This window comes from Sphingobium sp. AntQ-1 (assembly GCF_028538045.1).
Taxonomy (GTDB): Bacteria; Pseudomonadota; Alphaproteobacteria; order Sphingomonadales; family Sphingomonadaceae; genus Sphingobium; species Sphingobium cupriresistens.
The window spans coordinates 681482-699487 of record NZ_CP117159.1; the positions used below are offsets into that span (position 1 = coordinate 681482).

Annotated in this window: 14 protein-coding genes; 11 read left to right on the plus strand and 3 right to left on the minus strand. The window is 64.9% G+C overall.

Annotated features, from left to right (window positions below):
- The first annotated feature begins 1 nt into the window (after position 1).
- The 6 genes from xdhA to sphantq_RS22090 all read left to right on the plus strand — a co-directional run bounded on the left by xdhA (position 2) and on the right by sphantq_RS22090 (position 7778).
- A complete protein-coding gene (xdhA, locus tag sphantq_RS22065) occupies positions 2 to 1432 on the plus strand; it encodes a xanthine dehydrogenase small subunit (protein WP_272800393.1) in 1431 nt (476 codons plus the stop codon).
- Positions 1425 to 3734, plus strand: a complete 2310-nt coding sequence (xdhB, locus tag sphantq_RS22070) for a xanthine dehydrogenase molybdopterin binding subunit (RefSeq protein WP_272800394.1) — start codon at positions 1425 to 1427, stop codon at positions 3732 to 3734. Before xdhA ends, xdhB begins: the two co-directional genes overlap by 8 nt.
- A complete protein-coding gene (xdhC, locus tag sphantq_RS22075; RefSeq protein ID WP_066608084.1) occupies positions 3731 to 4651 on the plus strand; it encodes a xanthine dehydrogenase accessory protein XdhC in 921 nt (306 codons plus the stop codon). The genes xdhB and xdhC overlap by 4 nt, the downstream gene beginning before the upstream one ends.
- Positions 4648 to 5928: a guanine deaminase gene (guaD, locus tag sphantq_RS22080; RefSeq protein ID WP_272800395.1), complete on the plus strand. Its 1281-nt coding sequence runs from the start codon at positions 4648 to 4650 to the stop codon at positions 5926 to 5928. Before xdhC ends, guaD begins: the two co-directional genes overlap by 4 nt.
- 22 nt (positions 5929 to 5950) lie before the next feature.
- A complete protein-coding gene (locus sphantq_RS22085) occupies positions 5951 to 6643 on the plus strand; it encodes an HAD family hydrolase (protein WP_272800396.1) in 693 nt (230 codons plus the stop codon).
- Positions 6644 to 6761: 118 nt separating this feature from the next.
- Positions 6762 to 7778 (plus strand): adenosine deaminase, encoded by a 1017-nt coding sequence (locus sphantq_RS22090; protein WP_272800397.1) that lies wholly within the window; start codon positions 6762 to 6764, stop codon positions 7776 to 7778.
- 22 nt (positions 7779 to 7800) lie between these two features.
- Here the strand turns inward: sphantq_RS22090 and sphantq_RS22095 are convergent, their stop codons facing one another.
- From sphantq_RS22095 to sphantq_RS22105, 3 genes are all read right to left on the minus strand, one after another.
- Positions 7801 to 8379, minus strand: a complete 579-nt coding sequence (locus tag sphantq_RS22095; protein WP_272800398.1) for a TIGR00730 family Rossman fold protein — start codon at positions 8377 to 8379, stop codon at positions 7801 to 7803.
- A 41-nt stretch (positions 8380 to 8420) separates the two neighbouring features.
- Positions 8421 to 8951, minus strand: coding sequence for a phosphoribosyltransferase (locus tag sphantq_RS22100; RefSeq protein ID WP_066608741.1), 531 nt, complete (start codon positions 8949 to 8951; stop codon positions 8421 to 8423).
- A gap of 86 nt (positions 8952 to 9037) precedes the next feature.
- Positions 9038 to 9970, minus strand: coding sequence for a LysR family transcriptional regulator (locus sphantq_RS22105; RefSeq protein WP_129925781.1), 933 nt, complete (start codon positions 9968 to 9970; stop codon positions 9038 to 9040).
- A gap of 103 nt (positions 9971 to 10073) precedes the next feature.
- Here sphantq_RS22105 and sphantq_RS22110 point away from each other — a divergent pair, with 103 nt between their 5' ends.
- The 5 genes from sphantq_RS22110 to sphantq_RS22130 all read left to right on the plus strand — a co-directional run bounded on the left by sphantq_RS22110 (position 10074) and on the right by sphantq_RS22130 (position 18004).
- A complete protein-coding gene (locus sphantq_RS22110; protein ID WP_272800399.1) occupies positions 10074 to 11204 on the plus strand; it encodes a purine-nucleoside phosphorylase in 1131 nt (376 codons plus the stop codon).
- Positions 11201 to 12730, plus strand: a complete 1530-nt coding sequence (locus sphantq_RS22115) for an adenosine deaminase family protein (RefSeq protein ID WP_272800400.1) — start codon at positions 11201 to 11203, stop codon at positions 12728 to 12730. Before sphantq_RS22110 ends, sphantq_RS22115 begins: the two co-directional genes overlap by 4 nt.
- Before the next feature lie 187 nt (positions 12731 to 12917).
- On the plus strand, positions 12918 to 15428 hold the full coding sequence (locus sphantq_RS22120) for a TonB-dependent siderophore receptor (protein WP_272800401.1): 2511 nt from the start codon (positions 12918 to 12920) through the stop codon (positions 15426 to 15428).
- A 60-nt stretch (positions 15429 to 15488) separates the two neighbouring features.
- Positions 15489 to 16616 carry a purine nucleoside permease gene (locus sphantq_RS22125; RefSeq protein WP_272800402.1) on the plus strand — a complete coding sequence of 376 codons (1128 nt, stop codon included), beginning with the start codon at positions 15489 to 15491 and terminating at the stop codon, positions 16614 to 16616.
- Complete coding sequence (locus sphantq_RS22130) at positions 16613 to 18004, plus strand: uracil-xanthine permease family protein (protein WP_272800403.1); 1392 nt, start codon at positions 16613 to 16615, stop codon at positions 18002 to 18004. The genes sphantq_RS22125 and sphantq_RS22130 overlap by 4 nt, the downstream gene beginning before the upstream one ends.
- Positions 18005 to 18006: the final 2 nt, after the last annotated feature.

The window sequence follows — 18006 nt, forward strand, 5'->3', positions numbered from 1 at the left end:
GATGAGCGGCGTGCGCTTCCTGCTGGACGGCGTCGTAGTGGAGATCGCGCAGGTTGATCCCACCGCCACCCTGCTCGATCATCTACGCTATCGCCTTGGGCGGACGGGCGCGAAGGAGGGCTGCGCCGAGGGCGATTGCGGCGCCTGCACCGTGCTGGTGGGCGAACTGGATGGCGACGGCATCGCGTGGCGGGCGCTTAACAGCTGCATCCTCTTCCTTCCGATGCTGCATGGCAAGGCGCTGCTGACGGTCGAGAGCCTGGGTGACGATAGCGCGCTCACCCCGTTGCAGACCTGCATGGCGGCGAACGGCAGTTCGCAATGCGGTTTCTGCACGCCCGGCTTCGTCATGTCGCTGCATGGCCGCTGCATCGGCGCGCGGGGCCATGACCTGCCGGTCGCCGATGTGCTGGCGGGCAATCTGTGCCGCTGCACAGGCTATGGGCCGATATTGGACGCGGCGGAAAGCGTGCCGACGCTGCCGCGCGAGGATGCGGGCATGGTTGCGGCTTTGCGGGCCATCGCATCGGACCAGACTATCGCGGGCGGCGATGGCGCGCGGCGCTGGTTCATCCCCCGCACCGCCCAAGCGCTGGCCGAGCTGCTGGCCGCCCATCCTGACGCGCGGCTGGTGGCGGGGGCGACCGATGTCGGCCTGTGGGTGACGAAGGGGCTGCAAACGCTGGAGACTTTGATTTTCATCGGCGACATTGCGGAATTGCAGACGATCGCGGAAGGGCCGGACGGGCTGACCATCGGCGCGGGGGTGCGCTATGCCGACGCCCATGCCGCCTTCGCCCGGCTGCACCCCGACCTTGGCGAACTGGTGCGTCGGATCGGCGGATTGCAGGTGCGCAATGCGGGAACCGTGGGCGGCAACATCGCCAACGGATCGCCGATCGGCGACGGGCCGCCGGCGCTGATCGCGCTGGGCGCCAGCCTGACGCTGCGCAGCGCCGTGGGACGGCGCACGATGGCGCTGGAGCAGTATTTCCTGGCCTATGGGCAGCAGGACCGGCGGCCGTTCGAATTTGTCGAGAGCATATATGTGCCGCGTCCCGCGCCGACCGACATCATCCTGATCGGCAAATTGTCCCGCCGGTTCGACAGCGATATTTCGGCGGTGTGCGGCGCGATCCGGCTAAGGATGGAAGGCGAGCGGATCATTGAGGCGCGGGTCGCCTTTGGCGGCATGGCGGCGACGCCGCGGCGCGCCGCGGCTTGCGAGGCAGCCCTAACCGGCGAATCTTTGACACGGACGACGATCGCGGAGGCGGTGGCCGCGCTGGGTGGGGATTATGATCCGCTCAGCGATGTGCGCGGCAGCGCCGCCTATCGGATCAAGGCTGCGGCCAGCCTGTTGTGGCGGCTGTTGCATCGGGAGTCGGGTGCGGCGGTATCGCTGCTGGCGCTGGAGGCGGAGCATGGCTGAGCGCGATCCCGGCCTGCCAGCGCTGGCGAAGCCATCCAACCCGCATGACAGCGCGGCGCTGCATGTGAGCGGCCTCGCCCGCTATGCCGACGATCTGCCGGAACCGGCGGCGATGCTGCATCTGGCTTTCGGTCAAAGCAAGGAGGCCCATGCGCGGATCACGGCCATCGACCTGACCGCCGTGCGCGCCGCGCCGGGCGTGGTCGCGGTCTATACCGCCGCCGACATTCCCGGCGCCAATGACGTCAGCCCGGTCGCGGGCGACGACCGGCTGCTGGCGGATGGCGAGGTCATCTGCATCGGCCAGCCGATCTTCCTGGTGGCGGCGACCAGCCAGCGCGCCGCCCGGCAGGCGGCACGGTTGGGCGAGATCGCTTACGAACCGCTGCCCGCGCATCTGACGATCGCGGACGCCCGCGCGGCCGCGTCGCTGATCGAGCCGACCCAGCGCATGGCGCGCGGCGACGCGGCCGCAGCGCTGGTGCAATCGCCCCATCGTCTGACCGGTGGTTTCGACATGGGCGGGCAGGATCATTTCTATCTGGAGGGGCAAGTCGCGATCGCGACGCCGGGCGAGGATGGGCAGATGCATCTCTTGTCCTCCACCCAGCATCCCAGCGAAGTGCAGCATCTGGTCGCCCATATGCTCTGTCGCCGTTCCGCCGACGTGACGGTCGAGGTGCGACGCATGGGCGGCGCGTTCGGGGGGAAGGAGACGCAGGCCGCCCTCTTCGCCGCCGCCGCCGCTCTGGTGGCGGACAAGGCCGGACGCCCCGCCAAGTTCCGCTGCGACCGCGACGACGACATGGTGATGACCGGCAAGCGCCATGACTTTCGGGTCGATTATGAGGCGGGATTCGACGCGGAGGGGCGCATACGCGCGCTCAAGCTTGGGCTTGCCTCGCGCTGCGGCGCGACGGTGGACCTTTCCCCCGCGATCAACGACCGTGCGATGTTCCATGCCGACAATTGCTATTATTTACCCGCAATCGAGATCGTTTCGGAGCGGCTGAAAACCCACACAGTCTCCGCTACTGCCTTTCGCGGCTTTGGCGGGCCGCAGGGGATGCTGGCGATCGAGCGGATCATGGACGATGTCGCCGCACATCTGGGCGTCGACCCGCTGGATGTGCGGATCGCCAATCTTTACGGCCCCGGCCGCGACGTCACCCCCTATGACATGCCGCTCACGGACAATATCGCGCCGCAACTGATCGCCCGGCTGCGCGCGGACGCCCGCTATGATGCAAGGCGGCAAGCGATCGCCGCGTTTAACGCACGCAATCCGGTGCTGAAGAAGGGGATCGCGCTGACCCCGGTCAAGTTCGGGATCAGCTTCACCACCACCCACCTCAATCAGGCGGGCGCCCTGGTCCATGTCTATGCCGATGGCAGCATCCAGATCAATCATGGCGGCACAGAGATGGGCCAGGGCCTCTATATCAAGGTGGCGCAGGTGGTGGCCGACGTGTTCGCCGTGCCGGTGGGGCAGGTGCGGATCACCGCGACGCGGACCGACAAGGTGCCCAATACCTCCGCCACGGCGGCGTCATCGGGCGCGGATTTGAACGGCATGGCAGCTTATAACGCCGCGATGACGATCCGCGACCGGCTAACCGAATTTGCCGCGCGCAGTTTCGGTTGTGCAGAGGAAGAGGTGCGCTTTGTGGCCGGCGACGTCCAGATTGGCGCGGAGCGACTGGGTTTCGGCAATCTGTGCCGCAAGGCGCATATGGGGCGCATCTCGCTCTCCTCCACCGGCTATTACGCCACGCCCGACATCGCCTATGACCGCGCCGCGCATAAGGGCCGTCCCTTTTATTATTTCGCCTATGGCGCGGCGGTGGCGGAGGTCGCGATCGACACGCTGACCGGCGAGCATCGGGTGCTGGCGGTCGATATCCTGCATGATGTCGGCCAATCGTTGAACCCTGTGATCGATATCGGCCAGATCGAAGGCGGCTTCCTTCAGGGGCAGGGCTGGCTCACCACCGAGGAACTGGTCTGGGATGACAAGGGCCGGCTGCTGACCCATTCGCCCGCCACCTACAAGATCCCGACCGCATCGGACCGGCCGCGCCATCTGTCGATCCAGCTATGGGATGGGGAGAATGTCCAGCCGACGATCAACCGGTCCAAGGCGGTGGGCGAGCCGCCCTTCATGCTGGCGATTTCGGTCTTTTCCGCGCTCCATCAGGCGATCGCCGCGGTCGCGTCCGACACGCGCGCCCTGCCCCCGCTCGACGCCCCGGCGACGCCGGAGCGCATATTGCGCGCCATCGCGGATCATCGCGCCGCATGAGCGACTGGCTGGCATGGATGAAGGATGTGGCGTCGAGCGAACCGGCCGCGCTGGTGAGTGTGCTGGCGAGCGAGGGATCGGCGCCGCGCGGCGCGGGCACGCGGATGCTGGTCAGCGCCGACCGCTTGTTCGGGACGATCGGCGGGGGCCAACTGGAACATCGCGCGATCGAGCAGGCGCAGGCCATATTGGCATTGCCGCCGGGCAACTGGCGTGTGCAGGATTATCCGCTGGGACCATTGCTGGGCCAATGTTGCGGCGGGCGGGTGCGGTTGCTGATCGAGCATGTCGATCCCGCAGCGCTCGACTGGTTGGCCGATGCGGCGGAGGAGCGGGTGTTGGTGTCCACGCTCACGCCCGGCCGGATCGAACGCCATGTCAGCGCGCAGGCCGCGCCCATCGCCCTGTCAGCGCGGGGCGATCGGCCGCGTGAGGGCGCGACCTTCGCCGAGATGATCGGCCAGCGCCGTCGTCCGCTCTATCTGTTCGGTGCGGGCCATGTCGGGCAGGCGATCGCCCGCCATGCGCAGGCGCTCCCCTTCCGCCTCGCCTGGTTCGACACGCGGCCCTTGTTCGAGACGATCGACGGCGTGGCCATCGTGCCGGAAGATGCCATCGCCCAGTGCGTCGCCGAAGCGCCCGATGACGCCGCGCTGTTGATCCTGACCCATGACCATGCGCTCGATTATCGGCTGACCCGCGCGGCGCTGGAGCGGGGACCGATCGCCTTTGTCGGCCTTATCGGATCGCAGACCAAGCGCGCACGCTTCCATAGTCGGCTAGATCGCGACGGTGTGGGCGAAACGGCCCGCGCGCGGCTGACCTGCCCGATCGGGGTCAGCGGCGTGACCGGCAAGGAACCGGATGTGATCGCCATCGCCGCGCTGGCCCAATTGCTGCAACTGGAGCGGCCATGACCATCCAGGCCTTTCGCGGCGAAATCCTGTCGGTGGCGCATGATCCGCTGACCTGCGCCGAAGCGGTGCGACATGAGCCGGACGGGTTGCTGGTCGTGGAGGACGGTATCATCGTCGCGCGCGGTGCCTATGCCGACCTTGCGCCGCGTCATGCCGACGTGCCGGTCGAAACGCTGCCGGGGCTGATCGTGCCGGGCTTCATCGACGCCCATGTCCATTATCCGCAGATGGACCGGATCGCCTCCCATGGCGAACAGCTGCTCGACTGGCTTGATCGCCATATCTTTCCGGCGGAAAAGGCGTTCGCCGATCGCGCCCATGCCGACCTGATCGCCGGGCTGTTTCTGGACGAGCTGCTGCGGAACGGCACCACCAGCGCCTTGGTCTTCCCGACCGTCCATGCCCATTCGGTAGATGCGTTGTTCGATGCGGCGTTGGCCCGGAACATGCGGATCATTTCCGGCAAGGTACTGATGGATTTGGGACCTGAAGGGTTGGCCGACACGCCGGAAACGGCGCGTGGCGAGAGCGAGGCGCTGATCGGCCGGTGGCGCGGCCAAGGGCGGCTGGGCTATGCGGTGACGCCGCGTTTCGCGCTGACCTCGTCCGACGCGCAATTGCATGTCGCCGGTGCTTTACTGGCGGATCACGCCGATGTGCTGCTCCACACCCATCTGGCGGAGAATATACGCGAATGTGCGGCGGTGGCGGCGCGTTTCCCCGATGCGGCCGACTATCTGGACGCCTATGACCGCTTCGGACTGGTGAGTGCGCGGTCGGTCTTCGCCCACGGCGTCCATCTGTCCGATCGCCAATGCGCCCGGATGGGGGAGAGCGGCGCGGGAATCGCGATCTGCCCGACCTCCAACCTGTTCCTGGCGTCGGGCCTTTTCGATTTCGCGCAGGCGGAGCGCCATGGGCTGAAGCTTGGCTTGGGCACCGATGTAGGCGCGGGCACCAGCTTTTCGATGTTGCACACCGCCGGAATCGCCTATCAGGCGGCGCTGATGCGCGGGCATCGGCTCGATCCCTTCCGCGCGCTCTACCTGGCCACGGCGGGCAGCGCGGCACTGCTGCATATCGGCGACAAGGTCGGCGGGCTGCTGCCAGGGCAGGAGGCCGATTTCGCGGTGCTGGACTGCGCCGCCACGCCACTGCTGGCGCGGCGCACCGCCGACGCGGACCTTGCCGAACGGCTGTTCGCATTGCAGATATTGGGCGATGACCGGGCCGTCGCGCGCACCTATATTATGGGGCGGCGCGTCGCCTGTGGATGATGGCGCGCATGATGGAAAGACGATGACGATCAAGCTTATCTGCCTCGATGCCGACGACACGCTCTGGCACAATATGCGCCATTTCAATGCCACCGAAGAAGCGCTGGTGGCGATGTTGCAGCCCTTCGCCGACGATGAAGTCACGCGCGACCGGCTGATCGCCTGCGAGACGCGCAACCTCAAACTTTATGGCTATGGCGCCAAGGGCTTTACTTTGTCGATGATCGAGACGGCGGTGGACCTGGCGGGCGACAATCTGTCCAAGTCGCTGGTGTCTGACATTCTTGCCGCGGGACGTACCCTGCTCGCCCATCCGGTCGAGCTGTTCGATGATGTGCTGGAGACGCTGGAGGCGTTGTCACATCTGGGCAAGGTCGTGCTGGTGACGAAGGGCGACCTGCTGCACCAGGAAAGCAAGCTGGCGGCGTCGGGCCTGGGCGACCTGTTCAGCGGGATCGAGATCGTCAGCGACAAGAGGCCGGACACCTTCACCCGCATCTTCGCTCAATATGGCGTTGCGGCGGACCAGGCGGTGATGGCCGGCGATTCGCTGCGGTCGGATATCAACCCCGCGCTGGAGGCAGGCGCCTGGGCCGCCTATATCCCGCAGGAAGGGGCCTGGGCGCATGAAATGGGCCGGGTGCCGGACGACCATCCCTGCTTCCATATGCTCGACCGGCTGGGCGACTTGCCGGAATGGGTGCGATCGATCTGATGCGCGCGACCCAGCCTATGACAACCCTGTGTTCCCGCGCAGGCGGGAATCCAGTCGCACCGTCAGAACTGCGTTCGTGCCTGCGCGGGAACATGGTGCGCTTTTTATGGACCATGCCATGACCGATCTCGACACCTTCATCGCTGGCCTGCCTAAGGCCGAACTCCATCTGCATATCGAAGGCAGCCTGGAGCCGGACCTGATGTTCGCCCTCGCCCGACGCAATGGAATCGCGATCCCCTATGCGGATGTGGAGGCGGTGCGCGCCGCTTATGCGTTCGGCAATCTCCAGGATTTCCTTGACATCTATTATGCCGGTGCCGACGTGCTGCGGACGCGACAGGATTTCCATGACCTTGCCGCCGCCTATTTCGATCGCGCGGCGGCCGACGGCGTGGTCCATGCCGAGATCATGTTCGATCCGCAGACGCACACCGCGCGCGGCATCCCTTTCGCCGCGGTGATCGAGGGGCTGTTGTCCGCTTGTGCCGAAGCAGAGGCGCGTCATGGCATGACCAGCCTGCTGATCCTCAGCTTCCTGCGCCATCTGAGCGAGGAGGAGGCGTTCGCGACGCTGGCGGAAGCCGAACCCTGGCTCGACCGGATCGCAGCGGTAGGCCTCGATTCCTCGGAAATGGGCCATCCGCCGGAGAAATTCGCGCGCGTCTTTCAAGCAGCGCGGGATAAGGGACTGAAACTGGTCGCCCATGCGGGGGAGGAAGGGCCGCCCGCCTATGTTTATGAGGCCCTTGATCTGTTGAAGGTCGATCGGATCGACCATGGCAACCGGGCGCTTGAAGACAAGGCGCTGGTCGAACGACTGGCGCGCGAAGGCATGACGCTCACCGTCTGCCCGTTGTCCAACCTCAAACTCTGCGTGATCGATGCGATCGAAGATCATCCGATCGACCACATGCTGGCGCTGGGCCTGAAAGCCACGATCAATTCGGACGATCCGGCCTATTTCGGCGGCTATATCGCGGACAATTACCGTGCGGTGGCGGCCGCGCGCGGGCTGGACCGGGATCAGCTGGCGACACTGGCGCGCAACAGTTTTACCGGCTCGTTCCTGCCGGAAGAGGCGGTGGCGTCGAATCTGGAACGGCTGGCCAAATGGCTGGCGGATAATGTCTAGTCCGCTCCTTTCGCGTTATTGCCTAAACATCACCGTCGCCCAGCCAATGTTCTGTCCGGGGCGGCAGATATTGCGCGATGCGGTCGAGCATCACTGAGGGGTCGCGCTCGATCAGCAGCATGGCGCGATGTTCGGGCTTGAGGAAACCTTCCGCCACGACATGATCGATGAAGCCCGACATGCCACTGTATAAGCCGTTGACGTCCAGCATCCCGACTGGCTTTTCATGATAGCCCAGCTGCGACCAGCACCAGGCTTCGAACATCTCCTCGAACGTGCCGATGCCGCCTGGCAGCGTCACGAATCCGTCCGCCAGCTTCGCCATCAGCGCCTTGCGCTCATGCATGGTCTGGACGACATGCAGTTCGCTGATCCCCTGATGGTCATGTTCGCGCGCGCGCAACGCTTCGGGGATGACGCCGATCACTTCGCCGCCCGCGGCGCAGGCCGCATCGGCGACCACGCCCATCAGCCCGACCGTGCCGCCGCCATAGACCAGGCCGATGCCGCGCTGCGCCAGCAGGGTCCCGAACTGTTCCGCCGCCTCACGATAGACGGGCAGCCGCCCCGGCGAGGAGCCAAGGAAGACGCAGATCCGCATCCGTCCATCTCTCTTGGCATCGCGGCCGCTTTTGTCCCCGCTCAGGACAGGCGCTCAGGCACGGACAGCGCCTCCTCCACGATATCGTCGCTGGCGCCGACCGATTCCCAGGGGAAGACGAACCAGCGCTTGTCGCTGTCGCGATCGATCATGCTCGCCCAATAATCGACCGTCTGCCGCGACCGGCTGTTGGACATCAGCACGGCGAAGCGCAGGTTGCCAGCATCGCAGCGATTGTCGGCCAGCAGGCGGCGGATATAGTCGATCGTGCCGCCGCTGTCGTTGATGTCATCGACGAACAGCAGCTTTACCCCTGCCGCGCTCTTGGCCGCGACCTTGCCCAGCAATTCGTCGGCAAAGCCGGGCACCTTGCTGCTATGGTCGATGGAAAGCATCGGCAGCTTGAGCTGGTGCGAGATATAGACGGCCGGAACCAGCCCGCCGCGCCCGATGCCGATGATGAAGTCGGGCGTCCAGTCGCCCTCCCCCACCTGGCGCGCGACGGTCTGCACGTCGGCCAGGAAGGCGTCATAGCCGATGTAGAAAAGTTCGGGTTCAGCGGTGCTGCTCATGAAAAGCGAATCCAGTTGGCAGGGAATGGACATGACCATGCCGATTATCCCGCCCGCGCCAAGGGGGCAATCGGCTGCGAGTCGGATCAGAGGTCGGCGCGCTCGATCGAAACGGGATAGCTGAGTTGCGCAAAGCCGCTCTCTATCTCGCCCAGCACGATCCCCGCCGCATAGGAAGGGGTGCGCGCCGCCGCGGTGCAGAGCGCCAGCGTCATCGGCCGCAGGATCGGATCGGAAATGCGGGTGAAGGAAAGGGTGCCGCGCTGCACTTCCGTGATCACGTCGAGCGAGGTCAATATGCCGATGCCTACGCCTTGCATGACCAGCGAGGTGATCATCTGGATATTGTCGGAACTAGCCGTGCGATCGATCTGGAGGCCGCTGGTCCCTTCCAGCACGGCGATCTGCTGGCACACCGCCAGAGGCTCGGCCGGGACGATCAACGGTGATCCGGCGCAGGCGGAGAAACGCGCTTCGCGCTGGTCGCCAAAAGGATGGCCAGCGGGCGTGAGGAAGCCCAGGACGACCTCGACAAAGGAGCGCACGGTCAGGTCGCGATAGGATTGCGGTTCGAACAATATGCCGAAATCCGCTTCGCCGCTGGCGATGGCGTCGCGCACCCGGTCGTTTTCCAGCACCCGCACGCCGATGGTGATGCCCGGATATCGGCTCTGAATCGCGCGGATCGCGCCGGGAATATAGCCTTTGGCCAGCGCGTCGATGATGGCGATATCGACATGGCCGCGCTTGAGGCCGCGCAAATCCTCTATCTGGGCGCGCACGTCGCTCAAATTCTTTTGCCAGCGCCCTCCCGCCGCCATCATGATCTCCCCCGCGGCGGTCAAGCGCAGGCCGGTCGGCAGCCGCTCGAACAGCGGCATTCCCAGGTCCGCCTCCACATTCAAAATCTGCCGGTCGATGGCGGAAGCGGAGATATTGAGTTCGTCCGCCGCCTTGCGGATCGAACCCAGTCTTCCAACCGCCATGAAGTAACGCAGAAAACGCGAAAATGCCGGCATAGACCCACCCTAATTTTTGCAACACTCCGTAGGATTCATTGCGTTTGATCGCGTCAGGTCAAGCCCCTACGCGCTCTGCAGGGCGAAATAATGGGATGCAACGGTGGCAGGATCCGCAAGACAGGCATTGGTGGCGATGGCCGCGACGGTTGCCGCGCTGGCCGGTCCGTCCTTTGTCCTTGCTTCCGAACCGCCCGTTCCGATGCTGCCGTCGGTCAAGCCGATCCCGGTCAAAGTCATCGTGGTCGCCAATTTCGAGCCGGGCGCGGATATGGGCGATGCGCCTGGCGAGTTTCAGCTCTGGGCCGAGCGCGAGAAGCTGACCGAGGTCATCCCGATCAGGGGCGCGCTGCACCCGCTGCGCCGCAATGCGGCAGGTCTATATGGCATGTGCTGGGGCAGCCCGGACACGATGCTGGGCGGCGTCGCCGAACAGTTGATGAGCCTGTTGCTCGATCCGCGTTTCGATTTCAGCAAGACCTATTGGCTGTTTACCGGCATATCGGGGGTCGATCCGCAAATCGCATCGGTCGGCAGCGCGGCCTGGTCGCGTTGGGTGGTGCAGGGCGACACGCTGCGCGAATTTGACGACCGCGAAGTGGCGAAAGACTGGCCCTATGGCCTGTTCGCGATCGGCGCCGACGCGCCCAACACACTGCCCCACAATACCGAGAGTTTCGCTGGCTTCACCGATACCGGCAAGCTGACCATGTCGGTGAAGCTGAACCAGAGCCTGGCGCAATGGGCCTATGATCGCACCAAGGATGTGACCATTCCCGACAGCCCGGCGTTGCAAAAGGCGCGCGCGGCCTGGGCGGGCTATCCCAATGCGCAAAAGCCGCCTTTCGTGCTGATGGGCGAGACGCTGGGGTCGGTGCGCTATTGGCATGGCCCCGGCCGCACCCAATGGGCGCGCGACTGGGTGAAGCTGTGGACCGGCGGCAAGGGCCGTTTCGCCATGACCAACATGGAAAGCCAGTCGCTGGCCGGCGCCATGGCGATCGCCGCGAAACAGGGGCTGGTCGATCCGGCGCGGGTGCTGGTGCTACGCACCGGCAGCAACCCGTCCATGCCGCCGCCAGGCCGATCGGCGGTCGAAAGCGTCGCCGACGAAGGCGCTGGCCAGGTCGCGGCGTTCGAAGCCAACTATCGCGTCGGCGTGCCGGTGGTGCATGAATTGCTGAGCCATTGGGACAGCTACAAGGATCATGTGCCAGGAACCGGTCCGCAATGAAGCGTGGCCTGGCCCTCATGACCTCGCTGGCCGTGCTGTCGCCGGCTGCGGCGCAGACGACAAGCGGGGAAGCGGCCGCGGCCGCTCTGTTCGACAGGCTGGCGGACAGCCCGCCCGCGCTGCGGCTGTTCCTCAAAGCGATGCCCAAGGGCGGCGACCTGCACAATCATCTGGGCGGCACGCCCTATGCGGAGGATTATCTGCGCTGGGCGGCGCAGGCGGGGCTGTGCGTGGACGACAGCGGCGCCCGCATCGTCGCGCCGCCCTGCCCGCAAGCCCAGACGGTGAAGCGGATGAGCGAACAGACGCCCTTCGCCTTCGCCCGGCTGGTCGACGCCATGTCGACGCGGGGGGTGCAGCAGGGCGTGGGCGCCAACGACGCATCGGGCCATACGCAATTTTTTGGAAGCTTCGACCGATTAGGTCCGACCAGCCCGTCGGTTGAGGCCGGCGCGCTGGCCGTTGCACGGCAAGTCGCGGCGGGCGATCGGGTCGGCTATCTGGAACTGATCCACAATCCGCAAGCGCTGATCGCGGCGACGCTGGGCGCGGCGGACATGCCGTTGGACGCCAGCGGCCTGGCCGCTTTCTACAGCCGGACGATCAAGGACGCCAAGCCCGTCATCGACCGGGCGATCGCGGAACTGGATGCGAACGAGGCGGCGGCGGGCAAGGCGCTGGCCTGTGGTGGCGCAAAGCCCGACCCCGGCTGCGGCGTCGCCATCCGCTATCTCGCCTGGGGATGGCGCGACCTGCCCCCGGCGCAGGCCTTCACCTCGCTGATCCTCGCCTTCGCCCTGGCCGATCGCGATCCACGCTATGTCGGTATCAACATCGTCCAGCCGGAAGATTGGGTGATCGCGCTGCGCGACTATGACCTGCACATGGCGATGCTGCGTTTCCTGGCGGAACGGCATCCGCGTGTGCATCGCACACTCCATGCGGGCGAACTGGCGTTCGGCCTCGTGCCGCCCGCTGCCTTGCGCCACCATATCGCCAAGGCGCTGGAAGCCGGGGCGGAGCGGATCGGCCATGGCACCGCCATCGCTTATGAGGACGACGCCGTCGCCACCCTCGCGCGCATGGCGCGCGATGATATTGCAGTGGAAATCAACCTGACCAGCAACGCGGTGATTTTGGGGGTGAAGGGCGACGATCACCCGCTGCGCCTCTATCGCCGGGCGGGTGTCCCGACGCTGCTGTCGACCGACGACCAGGGCATATTGCGCACCGACATGACCCAGGAATATCAGCGCGCCGCGCGCGAGCAAGGCATGGGCTATGCGGACCTCAAGCAGATGGCGCGCACCAGCCTGGAGCAGGCGTTCATCGACGGGACGAGCATCTGGGCGGACAGGCATGTGAGCGCGCGCGTCTCGCCTTGCACGGCAGGGTGGACCGACGATCGCTGCCGCAGCCTCGCACGATCCAGCGCCAAAGCCGCACTTCAAGTTCAATTGGAGGAAGATTTCCAGATTTTCGAAGATGTTACCGTGCTCAATCTAAGCAAGTCGATCGGACCATAATAGGCCGACCGACCCCGAACAGAAGAACGATAAAAATAAGACATTTCCTTTGCTGCGGCGTGTCAGAAATATTAGCATGACGCATTGCAGCATCAAAAATCTTCATGGGAGAGGCAGGCAGCAGGGACAACCGGCTGGCGAAGCCGTGGGGATTTACGCTTCGCCGCCATCATAAAGGGGGCTCATCATGGCGAATTATCTGCCTTTTCATCGCGTCGCACATAAAGCTGCGCCGCAGCATCGTTTTCGGACCGGATCGACCGCCATCGCCACGCTGGCGCTGCTATCCTGCACCGCCCTAAGCCCTGGGCTGAGTTCCGCCGCCTGGGCGCAGACGCCCGCGCCAGAGGATGCGCCGGAGCCGACCGCCGAAATCGTGGTGACGGGCGCGCTCGACGCATTGCCGATCAAGAATGTCGGGTCGATCTTCGGCTTCGACAAGACGATCCTTGAAACGCCACGCTCCGCATCGACCATCAGCAGCGAGCAGATGGAGCGGTTCGGCATCACCGACATTTATGATCTGGTCGCACAGGCGCCCGGCACCTTCACCAACAGTTTCTTCGGCGTCGGCGGCGCGCTCGACATTCGCGGCACGCCCGGCGAAGTCTATTTCCGCGGTATGCGCCGCCTGGACAATCCGGGCAACTATCCCACGCCCATCGGCGCATCGGACCGGATCGACATCGTCCGCGGCCCGGCATCGCCGATCTTCGGCCCGTCCAAGACCGGCGGCTACATGAATTTCGTGCCCAAATCGGCGCGCGTCGCCGACGGCAAGCTGCGCGACAAGGCGAGCGGCGAAGTCAGCTATACGCGCGGCAGTTGGGACATGAATGTCGTCAAGGGCAATGTCTCCGGCCCGCTCAAGATCGGCGAGCAGGAATTCGGCTATAGCCTGTTCGGCCAATATGAGGATGACGGCAGCTATTATCGCAACATGTGGACCAAGCAGACCATCCTGCAGGGCTCCTTCGACACCGACCTGTCCGACCATGTCCGCATTGAATTTGGCGGCCAGTATCAAAATTACAAAGGCCAGCAAAATGGTGGCTGGAACCGCCTGACCCAGGCGCTGGTGGATGACGGCACCTATATCACCGGCCAGGCCCAGCCGCTCGACACCAGCGGCGACGGGCAGATTTCGCAGCAGGAAATCAATGCATCGGTGCCCGGCGGCCTATCGATCTTCGGCAACTTCACCTGCCCCGATAGCACATTCAGCCCCTTCGCCAGCGGTTTTACCGACGCCTGCTTCACCTCCGCCTATCCCAGCCTGGCGCTGACCAACACAGGCACGACGAAGCTCAGTCGCCGCAATGTGCTGACCGGCAAGGACGACAGACTGGTCAACCGCGGTTCGACCTTCTATTTCGACGCCATCTACACCGCCGACAGTGGTTTCGAGCTGAAGAACCAGTGGTTTTACGACAGCTATGAAAATATTAACGAGAACGCCTATGGCTTCTCGCAATTCCACGACAGTTGGGTGATCGAGGACAAAATCGTCGCATCCAAGACTTTGGAAAGCAGCGCGGGCAAATTCTCCTTCCAGCTCTCACCTTCGGTTCGCTACACCAAATTCGCGCATGGCGATGACTTCAACTATGAATATTTCCACCGCGTCGATCTGACGGTGGGCTATGACGCCTTGTCGGATCGCCTGCTGTCGACTGAATGCGACTGCGACTACACCAATTATGTCGTCGGCCATTATAGCGATCTGGCGCTGGCGGGGCTGGTCGATCTCGACTTCGCCTTCGGCCTGGATGTGACGCTGGGCGCGCGCTACGACCATCTGGACGTCAAGGCAACGAATATCACGACCAAGCTGGAGGCACCTGCCGCCGGCCTGGCGGCGAACAATGCCAGCGGCAGCAAGGGCGCCTGGTCCTGGTCGGGCAGCGCCTCCTACAAACTGCCCTTCGGCCTGATCCCCTACGGCACCATCGCGAAGCAATCGACGGTGATCGCGGGTCAGGGCGCGGAAATCTATCCGGCCGATGTCGCCGGCGGCACCTTCCTGTCCGCCTCCAAACTCTATGAAGGCGGCATCAAAGGCAGCTGGCTCGACAACAAGCTCTACGCAGCCGTCTCCGTCTACAAGCAGAAGCGCACCGACTTTAACATCCAGTCGATCACAGTGAACCAGTCGGTCGAAACCAAGGGGCTGGAGGCCGAACTGCGGTGGTCAGTCGATCGGCACCTGCTGGTGACCGGCGCCTATACCCACACCAATGTCTATAATCTGACCGCGTTGCAGGACGGCACGCTGTTCAGCTTCTTCGGCATCGAGGATCTGGTGAACGTCTCCGACCCAACCCTGTTCCTGGGCGGTCAGCCGATCGGGCTGGTGCCGATCAACAGCAAGAGCGATTCCAAGCGCGCGGGTATTCCGCAGAACATGTTCTCGGCCACCGCGACCTATGCGTTCGACTTCGGTCTCGCCCTGTCGGGCAGCCTGGTGCATGTCGATTCGGTCTATTCGGGCCAAAGTCAGGCCGTAAAGTTGCCGGCCTACACCACCGTGGACCTGGGCGTATCGTTCGAAACCGGGCCGATGTTGTTGCGACTGGTGGTGAAGAACGCGACCAACGAGAAATATTTCCGCGCCAACTTCACCGAATTGTTCGGCAGCACCATCGTCCTGCCGGAACGGCCGCGCAGCTTCCAGGCGTCCGCCGTCTATAAATTCTGATGCCTGATCGCAGGAGCGCCCCGTAACGAGCGCTCCTGCCGCTATTGTCAAGGAACCCCGATGCGCTCCCTTTCCCGCTGCGTCCTGCCGCTCGCCATCCTGGCCTGCGCCGCGGCGGCCCCTGCCGCCACCCCGCCCGTCGAGCCTGTCACTGTCAAGTCAGGGCCGCTCGAAACCGTGCTCGCCTGCGTGCCGACCAAACCCTGCGCCGCGACGCTGCCGGTGCGCATGGTCATCGTCACCATGTTCGAGATCGGCGCGGATGAAGGCGATGCGCCCGGCGAATTTCAGCTGTGGAAGGAAAGGCGGCATCTCGACACGCGCATCCCCTTTCCGCAGGGCTATCACGACCTCTTCTACAATCCCGAAAGCCAGATATTGGCCATCGTGACGGGTGTCGGCACCGCGCGGTCCGCCAACGCGACCATGGCGCTGGGCCTCGACCCGCGCTTCGACCTCGGCAAAGCCTATTGGCTGGTGGCCGGGATCGCCGGCATCGATCCGCAGGATGCATCGATCGGATCGGCCGCCTGGGCGCGTTACAGCGTCGACGGCGACCTGGCGCATGAAATCGATGCGCGCGAAATTCCCAAAGACTGGACGTCGGGCTTCTTCCCTCTCGACAAGAAGGGACCGGGCGACACGAGCCCGCCCATCACCGAAGGCCGGGTGTTCGCGCTCAACCCCAAGCTGGTCGATTGGGCTTTCGCCCTGACCAAGGACGTCGTCATTCCCGACGATGTCGGCATCCAGCAGGAACGTGCGCGCTACAAAGGCTATCCCAATGCGCAAAAACCGCCCTTCGTCCTGATCGGCGACCAGTTTTCCGCCATGACCTTCTGGCATGGCAAGCTGCTCAACCGCTGGGCGAACGACTTCACCCGCTATTCCACCAGCGGCAAGGGCGAGTTCGTCACCTCCGCCATGGAGGAAACGGGGACGTTGCAAGCCATCACTTATCTGGGCCGCGCAGGCCGGGTGGACCAGGACCGCGTCATGGTGCTGCGGTCGGGCAGTAATTTCTCCATGCCGCCCGAAGGCATCGCCGCCGCCGACAATCTGATGCGGGAAAATGAGGGCTATTCGGGGATGCGGGCATCGCTTGAAAGCCTGTATCTGGTCGGGTCCAAAGTCGTCGACGAACTGCTGAACCATTGGGACCGTTACGAGCAGGCGCCGCCGCAATGACCGTAGCGCCGCTCGCCGTACCGCAGGCCGCCGCTGAGCAGCCGATGGGAATGACGGCGGCGCAGGCGCGCGACCCCGATCATTTCCCCGGCCTGGCCGTCGCCATTCCGCTGGGCATCCAGCATGTGCTGGCCATGTTCGTCAGCAACATCACGCCCGCCATCATCATCGCGGGCGCCGCCGGGTTCGGCTATGGCTCGGCGGACCCCGGCGCGCTCATCTACATGATCCAGATGGCGATGCTGTTCGCCGGGCTGACCACCCTGCTCCAGACCGTGGGCGTAGGGCCGGTGGGCGCGCGCCTGCCCCTGGTGCAGGGCACCAGCTTCGCTTTTCTGCCGGTCATCATCCCGATCTGCGCCGGGCGCGGGGTGGAGGCCATGGCGGAACTGACCGCCGCGGCGCTGTGCGGCGGGCTGTTTCATGCGGTGCTCAGCATGTTTGTCGGCCGTATCCGGTTCGCCCTGCCACCGCTGGTTACGGGTCTGGTCGTGCTGATGATCGCCCTGTCGCTGATGCGGGTCGGCATCCAATATGCAGCCGGCGGGGTCATGGCGCAGGGCACGCCGGCCTATGGCGCAGGGGCGGGCTGGCTGCTGGCGGGCGTAGTGATCGTCACGACGCTGGGGCTCAGCTTTTTCGCACGAGGCTTGTGTTCCACCGCGTCGGTCCTGCTGGGGCTGCTGGCGGGCTATGCCCTCGCCGCCGCCATGGGCCGGGTGTCGCTGGCCCCGATCGGCGTCGCGCCTGTCGTCATGCTGCCCGATCCGTTCCATTTCGGCTTTGTCCTGTCCGCGTCCGCCATAGTGGGCTTCTGCCTGATGGGCTTCATCTCCGCGATCGAATCGATCGCCGACGTGTCCGCCATCTGCGAAGCCAATGTCGGTCGCCCGGCGCGCGACAGCGAACTGATCGGCGCGACGGCCGCCGACGGCGTGGGGACGGCGATCGGGGCGCTGTTCGGGGCCATGCCCAACACCAGTTTCAGCCAGAATGTGGGCTTGATCGCCATCACCGGCATCGTCAGCCGCCATGTCGTGACGGTCGGCGCGCTGTTCCTGGTGCTGTGCGGATTGGCGCCCAAAATCGGCGCGGCCATCACCACAATCCCGATCGAGGTGCTGGGCGGCGGGGTGATATTGATGTTCGGCATGGTCGCGTCTGCCGCCCTGTCCATGCTGTCGGCGGTCGCCTGGACGCAGCGCAACATGCTGATCTTCGGCCTCGCCTTGTCTCTGGGCATCGGGTTGGAGCTTGAACCGGACGCGCTGTCGCATCTGCCCGCGTCCGCGCGCATCATCCTGGCGTCCGGCGTGCTGCCGGCTGCGGTCGTCGCGGTCATACTCAATCTGGTCGTTCCGGGCCGAACGGCCGTGCCGCAGAACTAACC